General features: G+C 45.7%; 23 protein-coding genes. 13 read left to right on the top strand and 10 right to left on the bottom strand.

Translation table 11 applies throughout. From position 1 onward, the window contains the following. Window positions 1-86: 86 nt before the first annotated feature. The 3 genes from MHH76_RS20270 to MHH76_RS20260 form a co-directional block, all read right to left on the bottom strand. Window positions 87-2,261 carry an MMPL family transporter gene (locus MHH76_RS20270; RefSeq protein ID WP_035337956.1) on the bottom strand — a complete coding sequence of 725 codons (2,175 nt, stop codon included), beginning with the start codon at window positions 2,259-2,261 and terminating at the stop codon, window positions 87-89. A gap of 114 nt (window positions 2,262-2,375) precedes the next feature. Further along, window positions 2,376-3,017: a two-component system response regulator YdfI gene (gene ydfI, locus MHH76_RS20265; RefSeq protein ID WP_035337953.1), complete on the bottom strand. Its 642-nt coding sequence runs from the start codon at window positions 3,015-3,017 to the stop codon at window positions 2,376-2,378. Beyond that, a complete protein-coding gene (locus MHH76_RS20260) occupies window positions 3,010-4,173 on the bottom strand; it encodes a sensor histidine kinase (RefSeq protein WP_035339288.1) in 1,164 nt (387 codons plus the stop codon). Before MHH76_RS20260 ends, ydfI begins: the two co-directional genes overlap by 8 nt. A 310-nt stretch (window positions 4,174-4,483) precedes the next feature. Here MHH76_RS20260 and MHH76_RS20255 point away from each other — a divergent pair, with 310 nt between their 5' ends. From MHH76_RS20255 to MHH76_RS20240, 4 genes are all read left to right on the top strand, one after another. Beyond that, entirely contained in the window at window positions 4,484-4,654 is a 171-nt protein-coding gene (locus tag MHH76_RS20255; RefSeq protein WP_023856975.1) for a hypothetical protein, read from the top strand. Beyond that, entirely contained in the window at window positions 4,651-4,827 is a 177-nt protein-coding gene (locus tag MHH76_RS20250) for a hypothetical protein (RefSeq protein WP_095291354.1), read from the top strand. Before MHH76_RS20255 ends, MHH76_RS20250 begins: the two co-directional genes overlap by 4 nt. Window positions 4,828-4,946: 119 nt before the next feature. Further along, window positions 4,947-5,810, top strand: a complete 864-nt coding sequence (locus MHH76_RS20245) for a glycosyltransferase family 8 protein (RefSeq protein WP_026580289.1) — start codon at window positions 4,947-4,949, stop codon at window positions 5,808-5,810. 149 nt (window positions 5,811-5,959) lie between these two features. Continuing rightward, window positions 5,960-6,898 carry a phosphoglycerate dehydrogenase gene (locus MHH76_RS20240; protein WP_023856979.1) on the top strand — a complete coding sequence of 313 codons (939 nt, stop codon included), beginning with the start codon at window positions 5,960-5,962 and terminating at the stop codon, window positions 6,896-6,898. Between the two features lie 53 nt (window positions 6,899-6,951). Here MHH76_RS20240 and MHH76_RS20235 read toward each other — a convergent pair whose 3' ends face one another. Further along, on the bottom strand, window positions 6,952-7,308 hold the full coding sequence (locus MHH76_RS20235) for a VOC family protein (RefSeq protein WP_039073065.1): 357 nt from the start codon (window positions 7,306-7,308) through the stop codon (window positions 6,952-6,954). Window positions 7,309-7,450: 142 nt separating this feature from the next. On the opposite strand from MHH76_RS20235, the gene MHH76_RS20230 reads away from it, so the two are divergent. Both MHH76_RS20230 and putP read left to right on the top strand, forming a co-directional pair. Then, window positions 7,451-8,641, top strand: coding sequence for a class I SAM-dependent rRNA methyltransferase (locus tag MHH76_RS20230; protein WP_023856980.1), 1,191 nt, complete (start codon window positions 7,451-7,453; stop codon window positions 8,639-8,641). Between the two features lie 99 nt (window positions 8,642-8,740). Beyond that, window positions 8,741-10,207, top strand: coding sequence for a sodium/proline symporter PutP (gene putP, locus MHH76_RS20225; RefSeq protein WP_023856981.1), 1,467 nt, complete (start codon window positions 8,741-8,743; stop codon window positions 10,205-10,207). A gap of 266 nt (window positions 10,208-10,473) precedes the next feature. Here the strand turns inward: putP and MHH76_RS20220 are convergent, their stop codons facing one another. Together MHH76_RS20220 and MHH76_RS20215 are read right to left on the bottom strand one after the other, a co-directional pair. Continuing rightward, entirely contained in the window at window positions 10,474-11,160 is a 687-nt protein-coding gene (locus MHH76_RS20220; RefSeq protein ID WP_023856983.1) for a CidB/LrgB family autolysis modulator, read from the bottom strand. Beyond that, window positions 11,142-11,528 carry a CidA/LrgA family holin-like protein gene (locus MHH76_RS20215; protein ID WP_020453376.1) on the bottom strand — a complete coding sequence of 129 codons (387 nt, stop codon included), beginning with the start codon at window positions 11,526-11,528 and terminating at the stop codon, window positions 11,142-11,144. Before MHH76_RS20215 ends, MHH76_RS20220 begins: the two co-directional genes overlap by 19 nt. 483 nt (window positions 11,529-12,011) lie before the next feature. Between MHH76_RS20215 and MHH76_RS20210 the strand changes: the two genes are divergently transcribed. From MHH76_RS20210 to thiE, 5 genes are all read left to right on the top strand, one after another. Continuing rightward, window positions 12,012-12,440, top strand: coding sequence for a DUF5082 family protein (locus MHH76_RS20210; protein ID WP_020453375.1), 429 nt, complete (start codon window positions 12,012-12,014; stop codon window positions 12,438-12,440). Beyond that, the gene (locus MHH76_RS20205) at window positions 12,437-12,706 is read left to right on the top strand and encodes a YwqI/YxiC family protein (RefSeq protein WP_020453374.1); all 270 of its coding nucleotides are present in this window, start codon (window positions 12,437-12,439) and stop codon (window positions 12,704-12,706) included. The genes MHH76_RS20210 and MHH76_RS20205 overlap by 4 nt, the downstream gene beginning before the upstream one ends. Window positions 12,707-12,836: 130 nt before the next feature. Beyond that, the gene (locus MHH76_RS20200) at window positions 12,837-13,754 is read left to right on the top strand and encodes a LysR family transcriptional regulator (RefSeq protein ID WP_023856984.1); all 918 of its coding nucleotides are present in this window, start codon (window positions 12,837-12,839) and stop codon (window positions 13,752-13,754) included. Beyond that, window positions 13,751-14,560, top strand: coding sequence for a hydroxyethylthiazole kinase (gene thiM / locus MHH76_RS20195; RefSeq protein ID WP_023856985.1), 810 nt, complete (start codon window positions 13,751-13,753; stop codon window positions 14,558-14,560). The genes MHH76_RS20200 and thiM overlap by 4 nt, the downstream gene beginning before the upstream one ends. 1 nt (window position 14,561) lies before the next feature. After that, complete coding sequence (gene thiE / locus MHH76_RS20190) at window positions 14,562-15,236, top strand: thiamine phosphate synthase (RefSeq protein ID WP_023856986.1); 675 nt, start codon at window positions 14,562-14,564, stop codon at window positions 15,234-15,236. A gap of 28 nt (window positions 15,237-15,264) precedes the next feature. On the opposite strand, the gene MHH76_RS20185 is transcribed toward thiE, so the two are convergent. Next, the gene (locus tag MHH76_RS20185; RefSeq protein WP_023856987.1) at window positions 15,265-16,428 is read right to left on the bottom strand and encodes an ROK family transcriptional regulator; all 1,164 of its coding nucleotides are present in this window, start codon (window positions 16,426-16,428) and stop codon (window positions 15,265-15,267) included. A gap of 196 nt (window positions 16,429-16,624) precedes the next feature. Between MHH76_RS20185 and xylA the strand changes: the two genes are divergently transcribed. Both xylA and xylB read left to right on the top strand, forming a co-directional pair. Then, the gene (xylA, locus tag MHH76_RS20180; protein WP_039073102.1) at window positions 16,625-17,971 is read left to right on the top strand and encodes a xylose isomerase; all 1,347 of its coding nucleotides are present in this window, start codon (window positions 16,625-16,627) and stop codon (window positions 17,969-17,971) included. After that, window positions 17,971-19,470, top strand: coding sequence for a xylulokinase (xylB, locus tag MHH76_RS20175; RefSeq protein ID WP_023856989.1), 1,500 nt, complete (start codon window positions 17,971-17,973; stop codon window positions 19,468-19,470). The genes xylA and xylB overlap by 1 nt, the downstream gene beginning before the upstream one ends. Window positions 19,471-19,522: 52 nt before the next feature. Here the strand turns inward: xylB and MHH76_RS20170 are convergent, their stop codons facing one another. From MHH76_RS20170 to MHH76_RS20160, 3 genes are all read right to left on the bottom strand, one after another. Beyond that, entirely contained in the window at window positions 19,523-21,061 is a 1,539-nt protein-coding gene (locus MHH76_RS20170) for a cation acetate symporter (protein ID WP_023856990.1), read from the bottom strand. Further along, on the bottom strand, window positions 21,058-21,372 hold the full coding sequence (locus MHH76_RS20165; RefSeq protein ID WP_023856991.1) for a DUF485 domain-containing protein: 315 nt from the start codon (window positions 21,370-21,372) through the stop codon (window positions 21,058-21,060). The genes MHH76_RS20170 and MHH76_RS20165 overlap by 4 nt, the downstream gene beginning before the upstream one ends. 181 nt (window positions 21,373-21,553) lie before the next feature. Continuing rightward, entirely contained in the window at window positions 21,554-22,117 is a 564-nt protein-coding gene (locus tag MHH76_RS20160) for a flavodoxin family protein (RefSeq protein ID WP_023856993.1), read from the bottom strand. Window positions 22,118-22,642 lie beyond the last annotated feature (525 nt).

The raw sequence follows: 22,642 nt of genomic DNA, 5'->3' as shown, positions 1-22,642 counted from the left end.
ATGAGTGTCTCCTTTTTAACTAATCATTCACACCGTGATCAGGAATATGAAGAAAAAAGCAGATCTCGTAAAAGATCTGCTTTCTATTACATACTGATTTGTTTCTTTTGTTCATAATCTATTTCTGGCTGTATTTCCTTCGTGAGTTGATGCCCTTCTATGTCCACATTCGGAATAATCTTGTCCAGCCATTTTGGCAAGTACCAGGCTGCATTCCCCATCAGTTTCATGACACTTGGAATCAGTGTCATTCGTACAATAAAGGCATCAAAGAGCACACCAAAGGAAAGAGCCAACCCGTTGGCTTTAATAGAAGCTTCTCCAGCAAAGATAAATCCTGCAAAAACGAAGATCATGATCAGGCCGGCTGCGGTGACAACAGGACCGCTGTGTTTTAATCCGGCTTGAATCGCTTGTACTGGATTCTTTGTTTTCACATATTCTTCACGCATTCTGCTGACAAGGAATACTTGATAATCCATGGCTAATCCAAACAGAATTCCAATAGATAAAATCGGCAAGAACGCGAGTATCGGCCCTTTTTCTGGTATTTTGAAAAAGTCGACGAGATTCCCGTCTTGTAAAACAAATACACAGATCCCAAGAGTGGCAGTCATTGTCAATACGAAACCAGCAACAGCAACAAGAGGCACAAGCAGCGAACGGAATACGATTGTCAGCAATACAAACGCAAAACCTACAATGAGCACAGCAAACACCGGTATCGCATCATTCAGGCGATCTGAAATGTCAATATTCACGGCAGTCGATCCAGTAACGAGCAAATCTACCCCGTTTTTATCTGATAAGCTGCGTACTTCCTTTACCAAATCCTTCGTTGCCACATCATTTGGACCTGTTTCAGGAACGACCGTAATGATAGCAAAGTTCCCTTCTTTATTAGGCATTGCAGGAGTGACACTCGCTACATGGTCTAGTTCCTTTATTTCTTTCACTGCATCTGTGAAGGCTTCCGCCTTATTTTCTGTCACACTTGTAGCATCCGCTACGATTGTTAATTGACCATTAAATCCTTCTCCAAAACCGTCGGCAAGCAAGTCATATGCCCGGCGTTCCGGATTATCCTTCGCTTTCATCCCTGCATCAGGCAAGCACAGTTCCAAATGCATAGATGGAATACTAATGACGAGCAAAATGAGAATGCTGCATACACTTAGCATGATAGGGTTTTTTGTGACAAAGCGTCCCCAGACATTTGTTTCAGCGCTTTGTTTATCTTTTTTCTTGTTTGATTTCGGAACCATCCGTTTCCCCGCTATCGATAAGACGGCAGGAACAAGCGTGATTGAGGCGAGAACAGCTAACAATACACTAAGCCCTGCTGTCAGCCCCATTGCAGACATAAAAGGAATGTTAACAACCGTCAATCCGCAAAGTGCGACAATAACAGTAAGTCCGGCAAAAACGACTGCACTCCCAGCTGTTCCGGTAGCTCTGGCAATTGATTCATTCTTTTGTATGCCTTCGCCTAGAAACTGGCGGTGCTTCGTAAAAATAAATAAAGCATAATCAATCCCAACAGCAAGGCCAATCATTCCGGCTAATGAAAGACTGACGGAAGCAATATCGAAAACTTGTGTTCCAATCAAAACAAGTCCAATACTAACACCTAATCCAATCAGTGCAGTTAAAATCGGTAAGCCTGCTATTAATAAAGAGCCGAATGTAATGGCCAAAACGACAAAGGCCAAGACAATGCCGACAATTTCAGAGACACCGCCTATCTCCATCTCGGCTCCCGGTACATCTCCGCTTAGCTCAGTTTGCAATCCCTCATCATCAGCGATTTTCAAACTGTCTTTTAAGTGTTTGATAGAGTAATCCTTTATATCATCTGCTGATGATTTATACTTGATATCAGCATAGGCAACTGTGCCGTCTTTCGCGATTGTTCCTGTCACAAAAGGACTTGCAATCGAGTCAACAGAACCATCTTTATCGATTTCCTTTAACGTATTTTCTATTGCTTTTTTGGCTGACTCTGCAGTAAGTTTCTCTCCATCTTCAGCACCGAAAATCACCCGTATGCTCCCTTTATCAGGGCCGTGAGGAAATTCTTTTTGAATGACATCCATCGCTTTTTCCGAAGGTGTGTCAGGTATGGACATATCCTCAGAAAAATTTGGTTTTAATGTGGTTGCAAGGCTTATCGAAGCAACTAACACAACGATCCACGCGCATATAACTTTTATGCGATGGCGAGCAACCCATCCTCCTAATTTATATAACATTTTTGACATGATAATCTCCTTTCAACACATTGCTTGATCATATTCCTCCTCATTGTAGTGGACAATGAAATAAAAAAAACGTACATTCGGGTATGTACGTTTGGGCAAATTTCAAATTTGATGTTATTTGTCTAATGTCAGAATGCCTCTTTGCATGGCAATCGTTACGGCTTCAGTTCTTGAATTCGCGCCTAATTTATTGTAAATGGACGTTAACCTGGACTTTACTGTTCTCTCAGAGACGCCCAAATCAAAGGCGATCGCTTTGCTTTTAAGACCTTTAGCAATTGCTTTTAGAACAATGACTTCCTTTTCTGTCAGCTGCGTATCACTGCTCTGTTTTTTCATCCGCTCCAATTGGATTTCTTGCAGACGTTTTAAGATTTCAGGCTGCAACAGCACGTTTCCTCTTATTGCTGCATCCATTGTATGAAAAAGGGTTTCTGAACTCGTATCCTTCAATAGATATCCTTTCGCCCCTAATTCAATTCCTTCGATCATTAAGTGATCTTCATTATAAGTAGTCAAAATAATGATAGGGATGTCATGTTTTTCTTTTATTTGTTTAATGGCTTCTAACCCGCTCATCTCCGGCATATACAAATCCATGAGAATGATATCCGGTTTTAATTCATCTGCAAGACGGACTGCCGCTTTGCCATTTTCGGCCTCTCCTATGATGGTGTAATGATCATTCGTTTCAATTAAAAGCTTCAGACCTTCCCTCACGACAAGATGGTCATCAACGATTAAAACCTTATTCATCTTGCATCTCTCCCTGAATTGGTACTGTGATCTCAATTTGTGTTCCTTTTGATTTTGTACTCTTTATATTAAATTGGCCTTTCATGGCTCTGACGCGTTCTTCTATGCCGAGAAGCCCGTAATGTCCTCTCTTTTTCTTGCTCTTTTCAACATCAAATCCTTTGCCATTGTCCTTGACAGTTAAATGGAGCCTCCCCTTATCATCATCCCAAATGGATACCGATATCGTTTCTGCTTCAGCGTGCTTTGCTGCATTCGTTATGCATTCTCCAATGATGTAATAACAGTTTTCAGCTGTACGAACGTCTAATATCTGATGTAATCGATAGTCTAAAAAACCACCCATGCCTGTCGACTCTTGAAAATGATCCATTAGTGAGGTAATTCTTTCTTTTAGAAAACCGATTTCCTCTGATTTGCTGCGCAGATCGTCAATCGCTGAACGCGCGTCGGCCAATGTACCTCTCACTCTTTTCATTGATTGTTGAATGATTTCTATTGCTCTCTCTGTGTTGCCTTTGGCGAGATGAACATGAATAGCATCGAGCTGCATATTTAAACTGACCAGCCCTTGAGCAAGCGTATCGTGTAAGTCCCGGGCCATACGCTGCCTTTCGTTTTGCAGCGTCAGCTGTTCGACCTGCTGATGAGCCAGCTCCAGCCGTTCAAGAGTCAGCTGAGCTTTTATCTTTTCATCGACTTGGGCAAATAATGTAGCGGCATAAGTAATAATCACGATCATAATAGGTACGGCAATGACAAGAAAATGCAAATAATCACCTTTGTGAATCTGATGTGTTGCATTGATTGACAGCAGAAGCAGTAAATACAGTATGAGGAAAGTCCTTCTTCTGTCTGCTATTCCTGCAATCTGTCCCATCAAAAATGCATAAAGGCCGATGATGACCAGCACTAAGAAGCCAGTCATGATATTAGCCAGTGTAAAAGTGATCAAACCTTGCAGCACAAAATATAGAATGACCCTTTTCTTAACCCAGCGATATGAATGCCAATGCAGCAAAGCAAAAATGGCGGTCAATACTGTAAACACGTTAAGCAATAAAATGGACCAGCTCCCAATAATAAATTGCAGCACGACAGAGGCTACATAGATCATGAGAATAAAAGCCAGGCCCGGCACTCTGAGCGCAAGCATATTTAATGCCCGTCTATCATGTGAGTAATGCTTTTCTTTAAAAGGATTCAAACCTCATCCACTTCCTTTAACAGTTTAACCGAACAGAGATTCATGAAATTTATTGAAAGTGAACATACATTTATCCAATCATTTTATAGGAAGAGAAAGAACACAACAATACCGAGGTGCAGTGAACCATTAGATGTTCCCAAACATATGATCATTGCCCAAACGTACATAAGCGTTCTGCCTTTATGTACGTTTTATCTTTTCAAATTTACATTTAAAATCATGAGGAACTCACTATTTATTAAAGGAATGATCAACATTGAAATCGATTGATCTCACAATTTTATCATTAAAAAGAAAAGGAATCAGAACTGAGAAAGTGTCAAAAAATCAGTGCCCTGATCGATTAAGCAATACGAACGAAAAAACAGACAAACATAGAAACAAAAATAGTCAATCCAAGAACATGTGTAAAGAAAAAGGGGAATGAATATGTATTGGTTTTTAGGTGCTTTATTATATTTTCTCATCGGTACTTGTATATTTATTGGAGTCATTAGAGACATTCACTCAGGCTCATGGATGCTCCTTACATTAGCAGCTCCAATCATCATTATTGGCTACCCTTACTTTTATTCAAAGAAGCTTTTTGCCAAAAGATAGTGAAATAGACGCCATACAATCAGAGGATCTTGCATGATCCTTTTTTTTCAGCCTATCGACGGTGTTTATTTTTTAAAAAAAGGGAATAGAACAAAAAAAGAAAAGGAGATGGAAGACATATGAAAAGCGACCGAACCATGCATATTATTTCATGTACAGACAATAACTACGCACAGCATTTAAGCGTGATGTTCGCATCATTGCTGACGAATATGGATCAGACGCGCGATGTGAAACTGTATGTCATCGACGGAGGGATTGAACCGGAAAATAAAAAGCGTCTGGAAGAGACGACCCTTCAATTCGGAGCCCCCATTACATTTCTGAATGTAGAAAAAAGCCAGTATGACCGTGCGGTCGAAAGCAGCCATATTACAAAAGCGGCATACTATCGGATTTCCATCCCCGATCTGATTGATGACGATTCCGTCAAACGAATGATCTATGTCGATTGCGACGCCTTAGTGTTAGAGGATATATCGAAGTTGTGGGACAAGGACATTTCACCTTATTTCGCAGCGGCAGTAGAAGATGCAGGCCAGCATGAACGGCTGAAAAAGATGAACATCAGCGACGAAGCAAAATATTTTAACTCAGGTATCATGATCATCGATATGGAAGCCTGGAGAAAAAACAACATTTCGAAAAAAGTCATCGACTTCATCAATAACAACGATGAAGACATGTTTGTGTTTCATGACCAAGACGCGCTGAATGCGATTCTTTATGATCAGTGGCTCGAACTTCATCCGAGATGGAACGCCCAAACACACATTATTTTAAAAGAAAAAACACCGGCTTCCCTCATCGATCAAAAGCGCTATATGGAAACAAGGGCAAACCCGGCAATCGTTCATTTCTGCGGCGGAAACAAGCCTTGGAATTCAAACACCTCACACCCGTACGCCCGTCAATATTTTAAGTATTTGCAGTCCACAGCCTTTAACCAGCCGGCCAAATTGTCTAAAAACCATGTCAGCTAACATGCCAATCTCATTTTAAATCGCAGGATGAATCGATATAATGACAACAAACCCTGACGTATCCCCATATTCGCTTGTTTCCTTTCGGAAACAAGCATTTTTCTTGGCTGCAAAAATTTTTTACGAATGGAGGAGCGCTTTTGGTTAAAGTGCTGTTGACACTTAACGGACTGTTTTACCGCGCAGCGCCGCTGTTGAAGGAAAGGGTCGAACGGCTCGGCGCCGAATTTGCATTTTTGGATTCCAATCGGTTGACGAGACAGGATTTACTGACTCATATCAAGGATGTTCATATTTATATCGCCGGCGTTGAAAAAGTGGACCGGGAGCTGATCGACGCTGCCCCGGAACTAAGATATATCATGAAATTCGGTGCGGGAATCGACAATATTGATGTAGAATATGCAAGCGAAAAAGGAATCCTCGTCACGAATGCACCCGGCCAAAACGCCTCGGCAGTCGCCGATTTGGCATTCGGCCTTCTGCTGTCTGGCGCCCGTTCGATCCCGCAGTCAAACGCCGCAGTCAAAGCCGGTTTGTGGCAATCCGAGATGGGCTATGAGCTCGATGGAAAAACGCTGGGGCTTATCGGTTTTGGGGAAATTGGCAAAAAGGTTGCAAGACGGGCTTCCGGGTTTCATATGAACGTTTTGGCGTACGGCACATACAAAGACTACAATGCAGCCAAACGGCTGAATGTACGGTTTGCAGAGCTTGACGATATCCTGGAAAAATCTGACTTTGTATGTATCAGCACGTCATTAAGACCTGCCACCTATCATTTGATCAATCAAGAAAAGCTGGCAAAAATGAAGAAAACCGCGTACCTGGTCAACATTGCCCGCGGAGAAGTGGTAGACGAAAGCGCGCTCATTCAAGCGCTTGAACAAAAACAGATCAGAGGTGCAGCATTGGACGTCTTTGAAACCGAACCGCCGGCCGCCCGGATCACTAGTCTCGGCAATGTCATATGCACGGCGCATATCGGCGGCGCTACGTATGAGAGCATCAGGCGCATCGAAGAGGTGACATATCAAAACATCAAAAGGTTTATCGAAAAACAGCCGCCGGCTTTCCGCGTTTCATAAAGACCGGAAACGGCGAAAAGCCGCATCCGGTTATGTTCTTTGAAAAAACTCAATTATTTCTCCTTCGGGCCCAAAAAGAAAAAATAGCGGAAGCCGTTTGGCAATACGGTGATCTCGTCTTCCATCAGCTTGATGCCGGCGCTTTTTACGCGGGCGAATTCAGCCTCGATATCATCGGTTGAGACGGCAAAATGATGTACTTTTCCTTCCTGAGGAAGACTGTCGTTATATCCCTCGATCAATTCAAGCTCTGTCTCGTCTCTGTTCTCAAAGCCTAAAAAAGCCAGCTTCATGATGCCGTTTGTATGGGTCATTCTGCCTTTCAGCGTCATTCCGATCACATTTTGGTAGAATGCGATCGAAGCATCAATGTTTTTCACCATCAGTCCTACGTAGTCAATTCGCGCCATTACGCCATTCCTCCTTTTGTTTCTCCATCATTTTAGAAAGGTCGGAATCATCTGTCAATTATCTCGATTACATGATGAATAAGAATATTGATCAGGCGTTATGGTAGGATAGAGAAGACTTTAAAATAAGGACTGAAATCAAATGCATACATTAAAAATAAAACATCCATTCGCTGCAAAAATGAAAAAGGGCTATCCCTTAATTGAAAAAGAAGCTGTTTCTTCGCAAGAAAACGGCATAAAAGAAGGTTCGCTGATCAGGGTTGCCGATGAAAACGGCACGTTTTTGGGAAAGGGCTACTATGGCGAGCAAAACAAAGGGATCGGCTGGATTCTGACCCGAAACGAAGAGGAATCAATTGATCAATCATTCTTTTTAAGCAGGCTGGCGAACGCCTTTCAGGCCAGAAAATCGCTTTTTCAAGACCCGGATACGACCGCTTTTCGTTTGTTTAACGGGGAAGGCGACGGAATCGGCGGCTTTACGATTGATTATTATGACGGCTACTATTTGTTCCAATGGTACAGCAAAGGGATTTATACGTTTAAGGAAGCGATTATGGAAGCCCTCGATGAATTGACAGACTATAAAGCCGTATATGAGAAAAAACGGTTTAATACGGCCGGGCAGTATGTAGAAGATGACGACTTTGTCAGAGGAGAGAGAGGGGAATTTCCGATCATTGTGAAAGAGAACGGCATACATTTTGCCGTTTACCTCAATGACGGTGCGATGACAGGCGTTTTTCTCGATCAGCGCCATGTCCGCAAGGCGGTTAGGGACCGGTATGCGGAAGGAAAAACCGTGCTCAACACCTTCTCATATACAGGTGCATTTTCTGTGGCGGCGGCGCTTGGAGGCGCTGAAAAAACGACGAGCGTTGATGTTGCAAACCGCAGTTTAAGCAGGACGATCGAACAATTCAGCGTGAACGGGCTGGATTATGAAGCTCATGATATTAAAGTCATGGACGTTTTTAAATATTTTCAATACGCGGCCAAAAAAGAACTCGCCTTTGACCTCGTCATCCTTGATCCGCCTTCATTTGCGAGAACAAAAAAGCATACATTCAGCGCGGCAAAGGATTATAAAAATCTGTTGAAAGACGCGATTCGAATCACTAAAGATCAAGGTGTGATCGTCGCTTCGACGAACAGCAGCGCTTTTGGGATGAAAAAATTCAAAGGCTTTATCGAAGCGGCATGCAAAGAAACGGGGACGCGCTTTACAGTGCTTGAGGAGCATTCGCTTCCCGAAGATTTCAAAACGGTGAAAAGCTATCCTGAAGGCGATTATTTAAAAGTTGTCTTTTTGCGGATCCGCCGCCGTTAATGTTAAGGGCGGGGGAAAATTTTGCGATAAAAACAATACCTGTCGATCAATTATTCATGTATATTGATATTACGCGAAAAACTCAGGCAGGGGGAAGTTATGGATTACGGAATTTTAATATCGATAGGTATTTATATGGCAGGAATGCTTTTTATCGGATATTTTGCATATCGAAGAACTTCAAATTTGACCGACTACATGCTTGGCGGAAGAAATCTGGGCCCCGCCGTCACCGCGTTAAGCGCAGGTGCTTCCGATATGAGCGGCTGGCTATTAATGGGGCTGCCTGGTGCGATGTTTCTGAACGGATTGAGCAGCGGCTGGATCGTTGTCGGTCTGACAATCGGCGCGTATTTGAACTGGGTGTATGTTGCGCCGAGGCTGAGAACGTATACGGAAACGGCCGGCAACAGCATTACCATACCCGATTATTTCGAAAACCGTTTTAAAGACGGTTCAAGGCTGTTACGGGTGACGTCGGCTTTCGTTATTTTAGTATTTTTCACTTTTTATACATCATCCGGAATGGTGGCGGGCGGAGAGCTGTTCAGAACAGCATTCCACCTTGATTATCGGATCGGCATCTGGCTGACGGCCGGGGTTGTCATTCTTTATACGCTCTTCGGGGGCTTTCTGGCTGTCAGCTGGACCGATTTTGTTCAAGGGACGATCATGTTTATTGCGCTCATCTTAATGCCGATCGTCGTATTTGTCCAATTGGGGGGAATTGCGCCGGCGTTTTCGGAAGTGAACGCGGTCAACCCGGACCTCCTCCGTCCGTTTCAAGGAACAACCGCAATCGGTATTGTTTCTTTACTGGCGTGGGGGCTCGGCTACTTTGGACAGCCTCATATTATTGTCAGGTTTATGGCGATTTCAAGCGTGAAAGAGTTGAAGAGTGCCAGAAGAATCGGCATGGGCTGGATGATCTTTTCGATTTGCGGAGCGATGCTGACAGGACTCGTCGGCATCGCCTATTTCAGCGCAAATCATCTTTCGTTAAAGAATGCCGAGACGATATTCATTAAGTTGGCAGACCTTTTGTTCCCATCGATGATTACGGGGTTTTTGCTGGCTTCCATTTTAGCAGCTGTCATGAGCACGATTTCTTCACAGCTTCTTGTAACCTCAAGCGCGCTGACAGAGGATTTTTATAAAGCGTTTGTCCGGAAAGGAGCTTCTGACAAAGAACTTGTTCTTGTCGGAAGGCTGTCTGTCCTCGCGATTTCACTGATCGCCCTCATGATGGCGCTTCATCCGAATGAAACGATATTGAATCTTGTCGGCTATGCGTGGGCAGGTTTCGGAGCGGCCTTTGGTCCTGTCGTTCTGCTGAGTCTGTATTGGAAACGAATGACGAAGTGGGGCGCGCTTTCAGGGATGCTGTCCGGGGCGTTGACTGTTATTGTGTGGGAGCAAGTAAAAGCTTTTGACCCGGTTTATGAAATCATTCCCGGATTTATTGTTTGTACAGTCGTGATCATCGTCGTCAGCCTGATGACAAAGAAGCCGTCCGCAGAGATTGAAAAGGAATTTGAGACGGCGGTTGAACAGCTGAAAGGTTGAGAATAGGGTGATGGTCTTTGTCAACGTATTGTTGACGGCCGCTTTTCTCACAGGGGCTTTCACGGGATTTCTGTGGACATTTTCCAAAGAAAAAAGCGATGAATATTTTCGGAAATGGCGGCGGATGGATCGGGGAAATTTCACACTTTTCGGTTGGGATTTTGGTGTATTTCTTTTATAGTATTGCTGATGTGCTGCTCGATGTCTAAATGAAAAAAACCAAATTGGCGGAAAAAACTTCCCCAATTTGGTTTTTTATTTTTCAACTATGACACTGCAATAAGGGAAATGAGAAACGGCGCTGCGCAAAGCGTGATGATCGCAGCCAGGATCATCGATACGCTTGAAATCGTTCCGGACACGGAGCTGAGCTCAAATGCTTTTGACGTACCTGCGCCGTGGGCGCTTGTGCCAAGCAGCACGCCCCTTGCGATTTCATTATCAATCCGGAAGTAGCGAATGACCATCGGTCCGATCACTGACCCGGACAGGGCGGTCAATATAACAAAAACAGCGGTCACCGCGGGCATTCCGCCGATCATTTCAGAAACGCTCATTGCAATTGGCGTTGTGACCGATCTGGGAACGAGGCTCTCAATCAGGTCTTCATTCAGCTTGAAAAGTTTTGCGATAAACGCTGTTGACAGGATCGCGATACAGCAGCCTACAGTCACGTTGATAATGATCTCAACCGCGTATTTTTTCAAGACTGGAAAGTATTTGTACAGCGGAATCGCAAAAGCCACGGTTGCCGGCTGGAGCATGTCTGTCAACAAGCGACCGCCCGCATTGTACGCTTCAAAGGGCACGTTGATGAAAAGCAGCAGGCCGACAAGTATCACCGGCGTGACCAATAAAGGTGACGCATATACCTTTGGATGGCGTGAATACACCGCTTTTGCGCCCAGATAAATTAACACTGTTGCGATCAGGCTTAAGCATCCGATGAGCATGTTTTTTTCCTTTCCTTTCTTTTGGCAATCAATTGAGTCAGCATTCCGGTCGACACCATGACGACGAATGTACTGATGAGGACAACGAGTATAATGCTTGTGCCGAATTCAGCCAGAATATCTCCGTAGTTCATAATCCCGACGGCTGAAGGGACAAAGAACAAAAGCAGCTCCGCGAGCAGCCACAAGGCGCCGATTTCAATCCATTCCAGCTTAATGATTTTGAAATGAAGAAGCGCAAAAATGACGATAATCCCGAGAATGCTGCCGGGAATGTTTATATGAAGAACCTCGGCAATCAGATTCATGAAACGCGCGAATAAAAACAAAAGAGCGACCTGACCTAATCCTTTAATGAATGTTTTCATGTCATTATCCCCCTTTCTAAACATGAGTGTACATGAGTTTTAAGTATAGGTAAAATACATATACAGAATAGATATTATTCATTTTGTCTATAGTTAAAAGCGCAAATCAGGTCAAAAGAAACAGTTTCCTGACTAAAATTAGAAATTGTCGTCCGGAATCATTTGGCGATTTTTTGTGACCATTAAACTGCCGTATTCCCGTGCCTTTAGACTTGTCCGCGATGAAAGCGGTGTACAGATGATTCAAAAAGACGGGTTATATGTCCTTAAAATGCGCTGTGAGGAAGATGATGAACTGTGTATATATCCCTAAAAACAGTATTTACAGCCTATTCAACATCCGTGATTTTCGACTTAAACTATAAATATTGGAAATGAGAGCAAGTCCAGTCAAAGATGTGAATCTATGAAAAACCAACCGAATCATAATTTGACAAGGAAACAATCCATGCGAATCATACTGCAATTTCAGAGGTGACAATAATGGACTACTCAGACACGCTGCAAAAAATACACGGTGTCCTCTCTCATAAGGCGGCAGAGCTGGAAGAACAAATTGCAAGGCTGGAGCGGGCAAAGCGCGATGTAGAGCGGGAACAAAACCTCGGAATCGAAGAAATCAGGCAGATTTTGCGTCCGAACCTTGATGAGTCGTGGACCGGAAGCAGGGCAGCCGATTTTGACGAAGCACGTGATGAAGCGCACACGGCAATGTACAGAATTTTCACCGATGAATATGATCGGTATATTCATAAAATTGATTTAAAGATATTTGCTTTAGATTCTGAAAAAGGGGCTGTTCAAGCTGCAAGCTGGTCGGCCGACCGGGCGGACTTTCTGATGGAAAAAGGAGAGGAGGCCGTCGACGCTCTGCACAGCACAATCAACGGTTTAAAAGGGTGGTTGAAATGAGCAAAACGATTAAACTTAACCATGCAGCGGTTATGAAGCAGCTGGAGCAAGTAAGCAGCACGCTTCAAGCCGTGTCTTTAAAAAGCCCGTCAGCCGGAGCGCTCGGGCGGAACAACCTTGATTTTACGAAAAAGTGGCTTGAACGCGAAGCCGAAATTTGCAATATGGTCGAACAGTATAAAGAGGCTGTTCGTAAAAACATTGAGGACACCCGCTCTAATGTGGACACGCTGAAGGAACAGGATGAAGCGATTGCCCGAAGATAGGCGCTGCCGGCTGTATGCCGGCGGCGTTTTTTTATGTTGATGTAGAAGGGTGCTCCACGGGGGTGCAGAAAACAATGAAATTGGTTTAGAATATGAATACAAGCAGGAACTCTGAAAGGGTGTCAAACAAATGGACATACGCCACTTAACCTATTTCTTGGAGGTAGCCCGTCTGAAAAGCTTCACAAAAGCCGCTCAGTCATTATACATATCTCAGCCGACAATTTCCAAAATGATTAAAAATCTTGAAGAAGAGCTCGGGATCGAGCTGTTTTACCGGCGGGGGCGTCAGATCGAGCTGACTGATGCGGGGCAAAGCATGTATGTGCAGGCCCAGGAAATCACCAAGTCGTTTCAAAATTTAACTTCAGAGCTGAATGACTTGATGGACGTCAAAAAAGGGCACGTGCGGATCGGTTTGCCGCCGATGATCGGCTCCGGCTTTTTTCCGAAAGTGATAGGGGATTTCAGAGACAAATATCCGAACGTCACCTTTCAGCTTGTTGAGCACGGCTCTGTGAAAGTGCAGGAAGGAGTGGAAGACGGATCGCTTGATATCGGCGTTGTCGTCCTGCCTGCAAAAGAGGAGATTTTTCACTCCTTTACAATCGTAAAAGAAGACTTGATGCTGATCGTCCATCCGTCTCATCGTTTTGCTGATGCGGACGAGATCGAGCTTCGGCAGTTAAGCGAAGAACCGTTTATCTTTTTCAGGGAAGACTTTGTTCTTCACGAACGGATCATTACGGCTTGCTTGAAGGCGGGATTTCAGCCGAATGTCATTTATGAAACCTCGCAATGGGATTTCATCAGCGAAATGGTTTCCGCTAACCTTGGAATCGGGCTTTTGCCCGAAAGAATCTGCCGGGATCTTGACCCGGAAAGAGTGAGAATCATTCCGCTGGTGAGGCCGGCCATTCCTTGGCATGTCGCCGTCATTTGGAGAAAAGACCGCTATCTGTCGTTCGCGGCGAGGGCGTGGATTGATCATACAAAATCGTATATATGGAGCGAAAATTCAAAAACAGAAGGGAATGCAGCCGAATGAATCTGGAAGATGCCGCAAGAGGAATTGAGAAAGTCAGAAAGCAAAAACCGCTCGTACACAATATGACAAACAATGTCGTCACCAATTTTACGGCGAACGGTTTACTGGCTCTCGGCGCATCGCCGGTGATGGCGTATGCGAGGGAAGAAGCCGCCGACATGGCAAAGATCGCCGGAGCCCTTGTGCTGAACATCGGCACGCTCAGCCGGGAATCTGTTGAATCGATGATCATTGCAGGAAAGTCCGCCAATGAACACGGTGTGCCGGTTATTTTTGACCCAGTCGGTGCTGGGGCAACGCCGTTTCGAACAGAATCGGCTCAAGCGATTATGCGCGAAGTGAAGGTTTCCGCCGTCAGAGGCAATGCCGCGGAAATTGCCAACACGCTTGGAGAGGACTGGCTGATCAAAGGCGTGGATGCAGGCGAAGGGAGCGGCGACAGAACAGAGCTCGCCAAAAAAGCCTCGAAATTATGGGATACAGCCGTCATCATAACCGGAGCTGAAGATGTCATAACGGATGGAACAAAAACGTATACCGTAGGCAACGGACATCAACTGTTAACGAAAGTGACGGGGACAGGCTGTCTGTTTACCTCTGTCATCGGTGCGTTTTGCGCCGTTGAAAAAGACGTTTGCCATGCCGCTGTATCTGCAGCCGCTTTTTATGGAACGGCGGCCGAGTTGGCCGCGGAGAAAGCGGAAAACCTGGGGCCCGGAAGCTTTCAAATCGAGTTTTTGAATCAGCTTGCCGCTGTTGAAGCGATGGATATAAAAGAACGCGGCAGGATCAGAGAGGTGGAATAAGATGACGCGAGTCTCAAAAGAAACGATAAAAGATCTGTTGTCAGTCTATTTTATTATGGGTTCAAACAATACTGCAGGCGATCCTTTAACTGTCATTGAACAAGCCTTAAAAGGCGGTGCGACACTTTTTCAATTCCGCGAAAAAGGCGAGGGCGCGTTAAAAGCAGGAGATCAAAAGGCGTTTGCTCGACAGGTGCAGGCTCTTTGCAAACAGTTCAATGTTCCGTTTATCATCAACGATGATGTAGAACTCGCGCTTGCGCTTGACGCCGATGGTGTGCATATCGGGCAGGATGATGATAAGGCCGCCGACGTCAGAGCGAGAATCGGGGACAAAATCCTCGGCGTTTCCGCGCATACACTTGAAGAAGTCGTAAAGGCGGAAAAGGATGGAGCGGATTATATCGGTGCAGGGCCGGTTTACCCGACTGCAACAAAGCGGGATACAAAAGCTGTGCAGGGTGTCTCGCTCATTCAAGAGCTCCGCAGGCAGGGGATTGGCATACCTGTGGTCGGAATCGGCGGGATCACGGCCGAAAACTGCGCCCCCGTCATCGAGGCCGGCGCTGACGGCATCAGTGTCATCAGCGCCATCAGCAAAGCTGCCGATCCAAAGGCGGCCGCCGAGGCGTTCAGCAAGAAAGTGCAAGCTGCTAAACAAAGCGCGCATTCCTAAATGGAATATGCGCTTTTTGATATAAAAATTAAAATCTCTCGTTCATAAACCGTTCCAGAAAATGCCCGATCACAAGGGAGGACATGCCGAGCGATGAGGCAGTGCGGCCAAGCGAGGAGATTTTCAAATGATAATTAGACAAGGCTTCTGCAGCACTTCTTGAGGCAATCGTTTTTTTAATCGCATCGACGATGATCGGATAGGATTCTACAATGGTATTCCGCAAGATAATCGTATCGGGATTCAACGTCTTCAAGATGTTGAGAAGTCCGATGCCGATATGAAAACCGAATCTTTCAAACGTCTCCATCATCCCCGGATCACTGCGGTCTGCAAGTTCTTTAACGGTTTCGTAAAGCGGGGCTTCGGAATTCGCTCCATAGTGAGAGAAGACGGCTTTTTCCGAAGCGTAAAGCTCCCAGCAGCCTCTATTCCCGCACCGGCACAATGGGCCGTCAAAGTGAATGGACATGTGCCCGGCTTCTCCGGAAAAACCTTGCACACCTCTAAACAGTTTTCCATTCATTAAAATCCCTAAACCAATCCCGGTATTAATGCTGACAAACACGGCATGCTCCAGCTGTCCGGCTTCTCCGTATTTCTTCTCGCCAACGGCGCCGGCGTTTGCTTCGTTTTCAATTAAAATGGGAACGCCGAACCTTTCTTCCAGTTTTTCCTTTAACGGAATCAAATGGATTGGCTTATTTGGCGTAAACACCACCTGCCGTTCGTTGTCTACCAAGCCGGGTACGCAAACGCCGATTCCGGTCAATCCGTATGGGGAAGGCGGTATTTTGTCAACGGCTAGCCCTGTCAATTCGATTAATGCCTCTTCTGTCGCCTGAATGTCTTCTTCATCCAGCGTCCGTTCGAATTGTTCAATCAAATGCCCTTCAAGATCGGTTAACACAACAATCAGATAATTGGTTCCGATATCTATACCGACCGCATAGCCGGCTTTTCGATTGAATTTCAGCATCACGGGCCTCCTGCCGCCGCTTGACTCGCCGGGGCCGGTTTCATAAATGATGTCCTTTTGAAGCAAGGAAGATACTTGGGAGGAAACGGTCGCTTTATTTAATCCCGTTATTTCCGAAAGTTTTGCTCTTGAAATGGGTGCGTTCTCAATAATCTGATCAAGAATCAGAGCTTTGTTCATTTTTTTTACAAGGGCTTGATCCGCTGTATTCAATGTCAATCACTCCATTGTTTTGAAGCTGTGAATTTATTATAGTATAACAAATTTAGAAAACTCAATTTTTTCCTTCATTTCCATTGAAAGCGGTTGATTCATCTTGTAAAATAAATACAAGGAAGTTAGTTTAATGGTTAAACAAACTTATTTTTTAACGTTTGCTTTGCAAGGAAAAGTGAAGGGGGAGATCGGAATGTTTTTTAGAAATGTCGGAGTGATTGAGTATGAAGGAGCCGATTCGGAAAATCCTTACGCATTTAAATATTACAACCCTGATGAATACGTCGGCGGCAAAACGATGAAGGAACATCTTCGCTTCGCTGTTGCGTATTGGCATACCTTTGATGCGGACGGGAAAGACCCTTTCGGTGACGGGACGATGTTCCGGCCGTGGAACCGGATGACACATCCTTTGGATAAAGCAAAAGCCCGGGCGGAAGCGGCTTTTGAATTCTTTGAAAAGCTCGGCGTGCCCTATTTCTGCTTTCATGACGTTGATATCGTTGATGAAGGAGCAACGTTGCGTGAGACATTTACGTATTTGGATCAAATGTCGTCTTTTCTTAAAGAAATGATGGAGACTAGCCGTGTTCAGCTGCTTTGGAATACAGCCAATATGTTTACCCATCCGAGGTATGTCCACGGGGCCGCAACTTCCTGCAATGCGGATGTCTATGCCTATGCGGCCGCAAAAGTGAAAAAAGGACTGGATATCGCCAAGGAGCTTCGAGCGGAAAACTATGTGTTCTGGGGCGGAAGAGAAGGTTATGAAACATTGCTGAATACAAATATGAAGCTTGAACTCGAAAACTTGGCTTCATTTTATAGAATGGCGGTTGAGTATGCGCGCGAAATCGGTTTTGACGGCCAATTTTTGATCGAGCCGAAGCCGAAGGAGCCGACGAAGCACCAATACGATTTTGATGCGGCCACAACGATCGCTTTTTTAGAAACTTACGGTTTAAAAGACCATTTTAAACTCAATCTTGAGGCGAACCATGCGACCTTGGCCGGGCATACATTTGAGCATGAACTACGGGTGGCCGCCTTGCACGACGTGCTGGGTTCCATTGACGCCAATCAGGGCGATTTGCTCCTGGGCTGGGATACTGATGAGTTCCCGACCGATCTGTATTCTGCAGTACTTGCGATGTATGAAATTTTGAAAGCAGGCGGGTTTAAAACCGGTGGTATTAACTTCGATGCTAAAGTAAGGCGCCCGTCTTTTGCGGATGAAGACTTATTTCACGCTCATATCGCAGGAATGGATACGTATGCAGTCGGCTTGAAAGTCGCTTCCCGTCTGCTTGAAGACAAAGCCCTCGACCAGATCATTGAAGAGCGTTATGAAAGCTATACGAAAGGGATCGGGCTTGAGATCAAAGAAGGCCGCACCGATCTGAATAAGCTTGCCGCATACGCTCTTGAACACGACCAAATTGAAAATCAGTCAGGCCGCCAGGAACGACTGAAAGCGACCGTTAACCGTTACTTATTGAACGCTTTGCGCGAAGCGCCGGCAGAAAAGGAGACACGCTAGTGGAATACGTGATCGGGGTCGACCTCGGCACCAGCGCGGTTAAAATCATCCTTGTCAATCAGCGGGGAGAGCTGTGCGGCGAGGTCTCCAAACCATTTTCCATCATTCAGCCCCATTCCGGTTATTCTGAACAGGATCCCGCAGAATGGGCGGTAAAAACGAAGGAAGCCATTAAGGAATTAGTTATGCATTTCCCGGGAAAAGCATCTCAGATTAAAGGGATCAGCTTTTCCGGACAGATGCATGGATTGGTACTTTTAAACGGCAAAGGAGAGGTTTTGCGAAACGCGATCCTGTGGAACGATACACGGACAACCGAACAATGCCGTCTGATTAACGAGAAAGTCGGAAAGGAGCGCCTGCTCGAGATCGCGAAAAACCCGGCGCTCGAAGGCTTTACCCTTCCGAAGCTTTTATGGGTGAAAGAACATGAAAAAAAATTTTTTGAAAAGGCGGCCGTTTTTTTGCTGCCGAAAGACTACGTCAGGTACACGATGACGGGGCGTCTGCACAGCGAATATTCAGATGCGGCCGGAACGCTCCTGCTCGATGTGAAACATCAGACATGGAGCGGGGAAATCTGCAGCAAGCTCGGCATCCCGGAGTCCTTATGTCCGGATCTGATTGAGCCGTGCGCCTGTGTCGGCGGCGTCAGTCCGGAATTCGCGGCCGAAACCGGTCTGGCTCCTGAAGTCAAGGTGTTTGCCGGCGGCGCTGATAATGCATGCGGCGCGGTCGGCGCCGGTATTTTAAGAGAAGGAACGGCCCTTTGCAGCATAGGCACCTCAGGGGTTGTTCTCACATATGAATCAAACCGAGATCAAGCGTTTGATGGCAATATTCATTTTCTGAACCACGCCGCCCCCAATGCGTTTTATTCAATGGGAGTGACGCTTTCCGCAGGACGCAGCTTCAGCTGGTTTAAAGATGTATTTGCCGGGCAAACGTCATTTGACGAATTAATTAGCGATATTGACCATTCCCGTCCCGGTGCCCGGGGGCTGCTGTTTACCCCTTACTTGTCAGGGGAGAGAACCCCTCATGCCGACGCAGATATTCGCGCCAGCTTCATCGGGATGGACAGCGCACATACACGGGCGGACTTCGTCAGAGCCGTCATTGAAGGCATCACATTCTCCCTACACGAGAGCATTGAACAATTCCGTGCCGCGGGAAAGGATATCAGCCGCGTGATTTCAATCGGCGGAGGCGCCAAAAGCGATCAATGGCTGCAAATCCAGGCGGATATCTTCAACGCCGACATCATCAGACTCACAAGCGAACAGGGGCCGGCATATGGAGCAGCCATGATCGCGGCCGTCGGGTGCGGCTGGTTTCCGTCGCTTGAAGCTTGTGCAGACCGATTCGTTCTCATCAAAGAAACCTTTTCACCCCGCCGTGAATACAGCAGACAATACAAAGCTCTGTTTCAAATTTACAGAGATGTCTACCGGCACACGAAAGCGCTGAACGAGCGGCTGGCGAGCTTTCGGGAATAAAAAAACTTATGAGCCGGCCGGCTCATAAGTTTTTTTCGGGTGTGCATCCAGTTTAAGATTGATCCATGTGAATGCCTGTATGTGCTTTGACCTGAATTTCTGCAAATGCTTCTTGATCAGGGGTTTTTGAAGACAGAATCGTCCCGAGATAAGCGCCTAGAAAGCCGAGCGGAATGGAGATGATACCCGGGTTGGAAAGCGGGATCAGCGGTTCTCCAACAAAGATAGCGTTTCCGGCCGGGTCCCAGACACTCGGGCTGATGGAGACGAGAATCAGCGCGCTTAAAAGACCGGTCAGACTGCCGGCCAAAGCGCCGGCCGCATTAAATCTTTTCCAGAAGACGGTGAAGATAATGAGCGGCAGATTGGCGCTTGCCGCCACGGCAAATGCAAGCGAGACAAGAAACGCGACATTCAGCGATTGGGCGAAGACAGCAAGCAGAATCGAAAGGACGGATACGCCGATGGAAGCCCATCTTGCAGCGATCATTTGCTCTTTTTCCGTAGCCGCGCCTTTTCTGATAATCTGGCTGTATATATCATGCGCAAAAGCGGATGCCGCCGACAGCACAAGGCCTGTGACCACCGCCAAAATCGTTGCGAACGCGATGGCTGAGACGAAGGCGAACAGAAAATCTCCGCCGAGCGCCTGAGCAAGCAGCGGTGCAGCCATGTTCCCCGCTTTATCGGCAGCTAAAATGTTTTCAAAACCGACAAACGCGGCAGCACCAAAACCGAGAAAGACCGTCATAATATAAAATATACCGATAATCCATGTAGCCGAGATTACCGATTTCCTTGCCGTTTTGGCATCTTTTACTGTATAAAACCGGATGAGAATGTGAGGCAGGCCGGCTGTCCCGAGGACGAGTGCCAAATTGAGTGAGAGTGTTTCAAGAGGAACATTATACTTATTGCCGGGGTTCAAAAAATCAGCCCCAAGCGGAGTAGCTGTTTTCATTTGTTCAAACATGTTCGTCAGGCTGAAGCCGAATTTTGAAAAAACGATGATTGAAATAATGAGCGTCCCTGCCATCAAGAGAACGGCCTTGATGATCTGGACCCAGCTGGTTGCGATCATTCCTCCGAATACGACGTAGATGGTCATCAAAACCCCGACAATGCACACGGCCAGCGTATAATCGATGCCGAGCAGAAGCTTGATCAGCGCACCGGCGCCGACTAACTGTGCAATCATATAAAAGGTGGAGATCGTGATCGTGTTTAATGCGGCGACACCGCGAATTTTCTTTTGTTTAAAACGAGAGGCAATCATGTCCGCCATTGTAAATTTGCCGAGGTTTCGGAGCGGCTCTGCCACAATGTAAAGCACGACTAAATAAGCGACGAGGAAGCCGATGCTGTAGAAAAAACCGTCAAACCCGTTCAAAGCGATCATCCCGGCAATGCCGAGGAAAGAAGCCGCTGACATGTAATCTCCCGCAATAGCCAGTCCGTTTTGAATGCCGGTAAGCCCTCCTCCCGCCGTGTAAAACTCATTGGCCGTTTTTGTCTGTTTGGCCGCGAAATACGTAATGACAAGCGTGAGAGCAACAATGGCAAGAAACAGAATAAAGGCTGTGGCACTCATGAATCAACGCCTCCAATCTTCTTTTTGAAATCGCTTGCAATTTGATCGAATTGACCGGCTTTTTTTGTATACATAATGCACAGCGTCCATGTCATAACAAACTGAGCTATCGCAAAAACCCATGCCCATGTGATGGCTCCGACTGCCGGCTGATTCAAAAATGTGAAGTATGATGTCATAACCGGCAGCAGGAAATAAAAGAGCAGAAAGAAAATCGTCATCGGTACAATAAAAGCCCGTTTCCGTGATAACAACCGCTGGAACTCCGGAGATGCCGCAGCTTTGCTGTAATCTATTTTGCCTTCTCTCATTTGTTCTTTGCCCCTCCTTGTGTTTGTCTGAAAAGATACAACAAAGGTATGTAACACGCTCCGGATTTATTCTTCAATTTTCACACAGCGTTTTATTTATATAAGATGAAAGACCTGATCATCTCGAATAAATGTTTTTTCCATAAAAGAAACCGTTTGTTCACCTTTTTCTTCTCATTTGTCATACCTTCCGCCTCGTTTCCGCCTCTGTCAGCTTCCTTCTCAGTTCATTTGCAGACGCAATCGCTTCCCGGTCTGTTATCACGCCTCCGGGCTTGTTTCCTTTGCCGAGCAAATAGCCGTCGAATGTCATGTTCATAAAATCAAATATGTAGTGAAACTGTTGAATGAGCGGCAGCCCTTTCAAGCGGGGATCATCGTCTCCGACAGCTACCACGTAGACCGTTTTTTTCGCCATTTGCTGTTTAAATGCAGATCTTCCATGCTCTATCAATGTCTGTGACCAGCGGTCAATAAAATTTTTCATCAGACCCGACATGCCGTACCAATAGATCGGAGTGGCAAAAACTAGGATATCCTTCTCCAGCACCCGGCTGATCAGGTCTCTGTAGTCATCATCAGGGTAAAAAGGGGCTGTATTGCTGTGCCTGTAGTCCGATACGGGCTGAATGTGATAGTTTCGCAGAAATATCTTATCGGCATCAAGTCCGTCTACTAATCGATTCATCAGTTCTTCCGTATTTCCATTTTCACGGGAGCTTCCGCAGATTGCTGCTATCCCCATATTGTTTCATCCTCCTTTGGAATCGGTCATGAATTCAGTTTAAGATAACAACAATCATCAGTAAAATTGATATTTTAGATATTTACCATCGGAAAAATCGATTATATAGGCAAACTTAACAGAAAAGAGAGAATGGAAAGGAAGCATGAGGATATTATCAGAAGGATCAAGACGAAAAGCTCCGCCCCCCTTCGGGAGAAAGGCAATCGAAACCGATGCAGAAGAAAGTGAATGGGACTGCTGGCGTCAGCGTTGGTTAGCAATGGCTCTAAAACGCCTTATTCAATCCGGTCTGGTACCCCTTAAGAGAGTGAAGCTGGAAAAATGAAACGACCTATGTACAGGGCAAAGGTAAGGCTGCTCCTTAAAACGCGCGTTTCTATGGAGCAGACAGAATCTATACACAGGCAGCAGGCCTGCTGCTCAAATACGTCATTATCAATTAAAACACTCGTTAAAACAGCCGGTTGGATCATCTTGATAGATCAAGATTCAACAGAACCGCCTGTTTTTTTGGATAACTGA

It is taken from the genome of Bacillus sp. FSL L8-0193, assembly GCF_037976065.1.
Taxonomy (GTDB): Bacteria; Bacillota; Bacilli; order Bacillales; family Bacillaceae; genus Bacillus; species Bacillus paralicheniformis.
Note: the sequence above shows the minus strand (reverse complement) of the source record. Positions and strands in the feature narration are given on the sequence as shown.

Coding starts and splice junctions, on each gene's coding strand:
- MHH76_RS20270 (WP_035337956.1), bottom strand. CDS start 2,261: ATGTCAAAAATGTTATATAAATTAGGAGGATGGGTTGCTCGCCATCGC.
- ydfI (WP_035337953.1), bottom strand. CDS start 3,017: ATGAATAAGGTTTTAATCGTTGATGACCATCTTGTCGTGAGGGAAGGT.
- MHH76_RS20260 (WP_035339288.1), bottom strand. CDS start 4,173: ATGCTTGCGCTCAGAGTGCCGGGCCTGGCTTTTATTCTCATGATCTAT.
- MHH76_RS20250 (WP_095291354.1), top strand. CDS start 4,651: ATGAATATGTATTGGTTTTTAGGTGCTTTATTATATTTTCTCATCGGT.
- MHH76_RS20245 (WP_026580289.1), top strand. CDS start 4,947: ATGAAAAGCGACCGAACCATGCATATTATTTCATGTACAGACAATAAC.
- MHH76_RS20235 (WP_039073065.1), bottom strand. CDS start 7,308: ATGGCGCGAATTGACTACGTAGGACTGATGGTGAAAAACATTGATGCT.
- MHH76_RS20230 (WP_023856980.1), top strand. CDS start 7,451: ATGCATACATTAAAAATAAAACATCCATTCGCTGCAAAAATGAAAAAG.
- putP (WP_023856981.1), top strand. CDS start 8,741: ATGGATTACGGAATTTTAATATCGATAGGTATTTATATGGCAGGAATG.
- MHH76_RS20220 (WP_023856983.1), bottom strand. CDS start 11,160: ATGCTCATCGGATGCTTAAGCCTGATCGCAACAGTGTTAATTTATCTG.
- MHH76_RS20215 (WP_020453376.1), bottom strand. CDS start 11,528: ATGAAAACATTCATTAAAGGATTAGGTCAGGTCGCTCTTTTGTTTTTA.
- MHH76_RS20210 (WP_020453375.1), top strand. CDS start 12,012: ATGGACTACTCAGACACGCTGCAAAAAATACACGGTGTCCTCTCTCAT.
- MHH76_RS20205 (WP_020453374.1), top strand. CDS start 12,437: ATGAGCAAAACGATTAAACTTAACCATGCAGCGGTTATGAAGCAGCTG.
- MHH76_RS20200 (WP_023856984.1), top strand. CDS start 12,837: ATGGACATACGCCACTTAACCTATTTCTTGGAGGTAGCCCGTCTGAAA.
- thiM (WP_023856985.1), top strand. CDS start 13,751: ATGAATCTGGAAGATGCCGCAAGAGGAATTGAGAAAGTCAGAAAGCAA.
- thiE (WP_023856986.1), top strand. CDS start 14,562: ATGACGCGAGTCTCAAAAGAAACGATAAAAGATCTGTTGTCAGTCTAT.
- xylA (WP_039073102.1), top strand. CDS start 16,625: ATGTTTTTTAGAAATGTCGGAGTGATTGAGTATGAAGGAGCCGATTCG.
- MHH76_RS20170 (WP_023856990.1), bottom strand. CDS start 21,061: ATGAGTGCCACAGCCTTTATTCTGTTTCTTGCCATTGTTGCTCTCACG.
- MHH76_RS20165 (WP_023856991.1), bottom strand. CDS start 21,372: ATGAGAGAAGGCAAAATAGATTACAGCAAAGCTGCGGCATCTCCGGAG.
- MHH76_RS20160 (WP_023856993.1), bottom strand. CDS start 22,117: ATGGGGATAGCAGCAATCTGCGGAAGCTCCCGTGAAAATGGAAATACG.